Here is a 4,556-nt window from a genome sequence, read left to right as displayed (position 1 = left end):
GTCCGCGAGCTTGGCCGCCAGGGCCTCGAAGATCTCCGCCCGGTCCATGGAGATCTCAGGGGCGTACTGGGCGCCCGGGACCACTGACAACAAGGCCTCATGGAGCGCGACAACGCCCAGCTCCGCGGCAGGGACGGGGCCCAATACGGTATTGACGGTTTGCCCGGTGGGGGCGTGGAACGCGTTACCGCTGTCGACGGGTGTGGTGTGACTCACTTGGCTTCTCCCTTGAAGATCGGGTGCTGAATACGGGGGCGCCGCGGTGCCTGACCGTGCCGTAGCCCCGTTGCGGTGTAGCCAGCATCACACCTTTCTTTACATCGTGTCAAGAAAACATACGCGTCGTACGAATCCCTTGGATGTCGGTACATTCATGAAACAAACGTTGAGTACATTTTCTTGACATCATGTAAAGATTGACATCAGACTGTGGTGAGAGCCACATCCACCCTCCGCCTGCCGGCTCTTGCTCCGGCAGGGCACCAGTCATGGCGCATCACCGGAGAATCGACCGGAAACAAAGGAGTTTCATCGATGAGTCAGACCATTTCGGTAGCGAGCCGCGGCTCGGTACGAGCGACGTTCGTGGCCGCCTACAGCGCGGTCACACTGGCCCAGATCACGAACGCGCTGCCGGGCGCCCTCAGCGGCACCTTCGCCGCGGAATTCCATACTTCAGGCGCGGGCCTGACCTGGATCGCGGGCATGTTCTTGATGGGTATTGTCGTGTTCGAGCTCAGCTGGGGCCTCCTGGGTGACCTGTTCGGACGCAAGAAGCTTCTGTACATCGGAGCCGGGGTCAGCATCGTCGGCTCCGTCCTGGCAGCCCTGGCACCGACAACCGAGATGATGATCGCCGCCCAAGCCGTCGGCGGCATCGGGGCGGGCATCCTGTTCCCCATCTCGCTGTCCATGATCGCGGCGATCACGCCGGATCACCGCGCACGGGCGAAGGTCATCGCAACGTGGGCCGGGTTCCTTTCCCTCGGCGCGGTAATCTCCCCAGTGCTCGCTGGCTTCACCGCGCAATTCTTCACAGTGCCGGGTGCTGCGCCGGGTGCGCCGAACGAGTTCAGCGGCTGGCGGGCGGCCTACCTGGTTGCGGCCGCCATTGCCGTGCTCGTACTCCTCGTCGCGCTCCGGGCGAAGGACTCCGCAGCAGCCGAGGGGCGCAAGTTGGACATCCCCGGCCAGATTACGCTCGCCCTCGGCCTGATCGCCGTCCTCTACGCCACGGTGACAGCGGTTGATGCCGGCTTCGGCAGCGCCCAGGTGATTGCAAGCTACGTCGCCGGCGGAATCCTCCTGGTCTCCTTCGTCGTCATCGAATCACGCACCGCGCAGCCACTGATTCACCTGTCGCTCTTCAAGAACAGCGCCTACTCGATCACCGGCATTGTGGCGGTCACCGGCATGTTCGCCTTCCTCGCGATCTGCTTCAGCACCAGCGTCGCCGTCAGTGGACTCGCGCTGGCCGAAACCTGGAAGGTCGGTGTGCTGTTCGTCTTCATCCAGGGCCCGGCATTCGCCTTCATCCCGGTGGTGGGGTGGCTCATCCACCACGTAGCACCGCGCTGGGTGCTCACCGCGGGCTTCGTCCTCATGGCAGTCTCCGGTTTCTGGCTCTCGACATTCGCCCTCGGCACTCCGGAGGCCTTCGGCGGCACCGCGTGGACGGCCTTCATTCCGCCGCTCCTGCTGTTGGGTATCGGATTCGCGCTCACCGTCGGTTCCGTCACCGCTGTTGCCATCAACACCGTCCCGCCCCAGCAGATCGGCATGGCTTCGGCGACAACGAACCTCCTGCGCGACCTCGGCTTCGCCCTCGGCCCCGTTGTAGGCTCAGCCATCGCCTTCGGCATCGGAGCCACGGCCTTCGCGGGTCCCCTTGCCGGGATCCTCGGCGGGGCGGGGCTGCCCGCAGAGGCCGTCAGCGGGCTGGCGAACGTGCCGCCGCTGGGCTTCCTCGCCGGCTGGGACGGGGTCATCGCCCAGTTCTCCGGCCAGGCACTGGCCGGCGGCGCGCCCACCCCGGCGGTCGACGGTATGGTCCAGGCCCTCAACGCCGCACAGCCGCAAATCCAGGGCGTGGCAGGGACCTCACTGGGCCAGGGGTTCCAGGCTGTATACCTCACCGCGGGCATCGCGGCGATCCTCTCCGCCACTCTCACCCTCTTCATCTCTGCCCGGTCCTCGGCGCCGGCGCCCGAGGCCATCGCTGAGACCACCGAAGCAAACGCCGAGGCCGCCGTCTAAGCCTGACGGCCTCCGGCACTGACCTGACCACCTACCATCCACAAGGAGAACACTGTGACTGCACCCACCGAATCCGGCATCGACATCTGGGACGACGACATCCTGGTCGACCCTTACCCCACCTACGCCGCGCTCCGCGAGCAGGCAGCAGTGGTCCACCTCCCCAAGAACAGCCTCTACGTCCTGACGCGCTACGACGTCATCCGCGATGCGCTCGGCGATCCGGAGACCTTCTCGTCCACCAGCATCGGCTTCAACCCCATGGTGAACGAGGCGCTGCAGGGTACCTCCCTCGCCTCCGACCCGCCCGTCCACACGCAGCTCCGCGCCACGCTGTCACAGAACCTCACCCCCCGGGCGCTCCGTGGCCTGAAAGTCGTCATCGACGAAAAGGCGGACAAGCTCGTCGCCGAGCTCGCCGCCAGCGGCAGCTTCGAGGCCATCGATTCCCTGGCCCGGGCCTTCCCGATCGAAATCGTTGCCGACCTCATTGGCTTCAGCGGACACGTCAGGGACAACATGCTGCGCTGGGGCCAGGCCGCGATGCAGGTCATCGGCCCGCTGAACCAGCGCACCCAGGAGAGCTTCCCGATCGCCGGCGAACTCTACGGCTGGTGCTCGTCGGTCATCGCAGAAGACCTCACACCCGGCTCAATCGGCCGCGGTATTTTCGATGCCGAGACACGCGGCGACATTCCCCAGGGCTCTGCGGGGCACATCATCCACCAGTACCTGGGAGCCGGCGTTGATACGACAATAGCGTCAATCGGGAACATCATTGCGCTGTTCGGCCGCCACCCGGAGCAGTTCGAACTGGTCCGGAAGAACCCGGACCTGGTCCCCGCAGCGTTCGCCGAAGTGCTGCGCTACTGGGCCCCGGTTCACATCTGGGGCCGCAAGGCAATGGGCGACGTGGAGATCGAGGGCGTCACGATTCCCGCAGGTGCCCAGGTGGGCATCCTCTTTGGGGCCGGCAACCGCGACCCGCGGCACTACGGGGATCCCGACACCTTCGACGTGATGCGGAACCCGATGGACCACCTGTCCTTCGGCTACGGACCGCACGGCTGCGCCGGCCAGGGCCTGGCGAAACTGGAAGCGCATGCGATCATTGAGGCGCTTGCCCGCAGGGTGAAAACGCTGACGGTCTCCGACGAGGTCCGGGAGCCGAGCAACATCACGCGGAGCCTCGAGTCGCTCCAGGTCGTCAAGGTGGTGGCAGCATGAGGATCGAACTTGACCGGCCGCGCTGCGAGGGACACGGCCTCTGCGAAGAAGCCGCGCCGCGGCTGATGCACCTCGACGATGACGGCGAGCTGGTACTCGACGTCCCGGACGTGGAAGGGGCTGACCTGGACGCCGCGAAGGCGGCGGTAAGGGTCTGCCCGGTTGCCGCACTGCGATTGGCCGCGGCATGACGATGCGAAAGATCGTGGTGGTCGGCAACGGCATCGCCGGACTCACGGCCTGCGACTCGCTGCGCTCGGCCGGCTTCGACGGCGAGCTCACTGTTGTGGGCGCTGAGCGCCACCAGCCCTACAGCCGGCCGGCCCTCTCCAAGGCGCTGCTGCACGCTGTCGATGACAACACTGCCGACGGGAACAGCGACGGCAGGCTCCAACCCCATGTGCTCCCCGAGCCGACCCACGAGGCAACGGAGCTGCTCGGAGTCAGCGCCACGGGCCTGGACGTCGAGGCCCGGCTGGTGCGCCTGGCCGGGGGAGGGGAGCTGCCGTATGACGGCCTCGTCATCGCATCGGGTTCCCGGGCAAAGCGACTCGGGCCGGGTGCGCAGGAGACGCAGAATAAGGGAACAGCCGGACCGCAACGGGACGGCTCCCACCGGGAACTCACCCTGCGCACCATTGAGGATGCGATCCTTCTGAAGGAACGCGTCGCATCGCGCCCCTCGGTTATCGTGATCGGCGGCGGAGCGCTGGGCATGGAGGTCGCGTCCGGCTGCGTGCACATGGGCTGCGAGGTCACCCTCGTCGCCGACGTCAAGCCCCTGGCGCGTCAGCTCGGCGACCATCTGGCGGACATCTTCACCGCCGCCGCCATCCGGCGCGGACTGCGCGTGGTTGGCGGCGGCAAGGCCCGGCTTGTCGATCACGGTGCCGGGGCGAAGGTCGTCCTGGCCAGCGGCACCGTACTGGAGGCTGACCTGGTGGTCACCGCCGTCGGCGATGAGCCGAACACCGGCTGGCTCGCCGGCTCGAACCTTCTCGTCGACGGACAGCTGCGGGTCGATTCGCGCGGCCGGCTCCGGCCGGACATCGTCGCCGCCGGCGACGTGGCGG

Annotated in this window: 4 protein-coding genes and 1 pseudogene; 4 read left to right on the top strand and 1 reads right to left on the bottom strand. The window is 66.7% G+C overall.

The annotated features are described in order from the left end of the window. A pseudogene (locus Y706_RS29180) lies at positions 1-216 on the bottom strand (phosphotriesterase); the annotation flags it as partial. A 318-nt stretch (positions 217-534) separates the two neighbouring features. Here Y706_RS29180 and Y706_RS0108865 point away from each other — a divergent pair. From Y706_RS0108865 to Y706_RS24480, 4 genes are all read left to right on the top strand, one after another. Next, positions 535-2,256: an MFS transporter gene (locus Y706_RS0108865; protein WP_028276322.1), complete on the top strand. Its 1,722-nt coding sequence runs from the start codon at positions 535-537 to the stop codon at positions 2,254-2,256. A 54-nt stretch (positions 2,257-2,310) separates the two neighbouring features. Further along, positions 2,311-3,483 carry a cytochrome P450 gene (locus tag Y706_RS0108860; RefSeq protein WP_028276321.1) on the top strand — a complete coding sequence of 391 codons (1,173 nt, stop codon included), beginning with the start codon at positions 2,311-2,313 and terminating at the stop codon, positions 3,481-3,483. Continuing rightward, complete coding sequence (locus Y706_RS0108855; RefSeq protein ID WP_028276320.1) at positions 3,480-3,674, top strand: ferredoxin; 195 nt, start codon at positions 3,480-3,482, stop codon at positions 3,672-3,674. The genes Y706_RS0108860 and Y706_RS0108855 overlap by 4 nt, the downstream gene beginning before the upstream one ends. After that, the coding region (locus tag Y706_RS24480) for an NAD(P)/FAD-dependent oxidoreductase (protein ID WP_043435545.1) at positions 3,671-4,556 on the top strand (886 nt) is incomplete at its 3' end. The genes Y706_RS0108855 and Y706_RS24480, both read left to right, overlap by 4 nt.

It is taken from the genome of Arthrobacter sp. I3, from assembly GCF_000520575.1.
GTDB lineage: Bacteria > Actinomycetota > Actinomycetes > Actinomycetales > Micrococcaceae > Arthrobacter > Arthrobacter humicola_A.
The sequence above is the reverse complement of the archived record's forward strand: the minus strand, read 5'-3'. Positions and strand labels throughout refer to the sequence as shown.

Excerpts from the sequence above, each read along its gene's own strand:
- Y706_RS0108865 (WP_028276322.1), top strand. The coding sequence starts at position 535 with ATGAGTCAGACCATTTCGGTAGCGAGCCGCGGCTCGGTACGAGCGACG.
- Y706_RS0108855 (WP_028276320.1), top strand. The coding sequence starts at position 3,480 with ATGAGGATCGAACTTGACCGGCCGCGCTGCGAGGGACACGGCCTCTGC.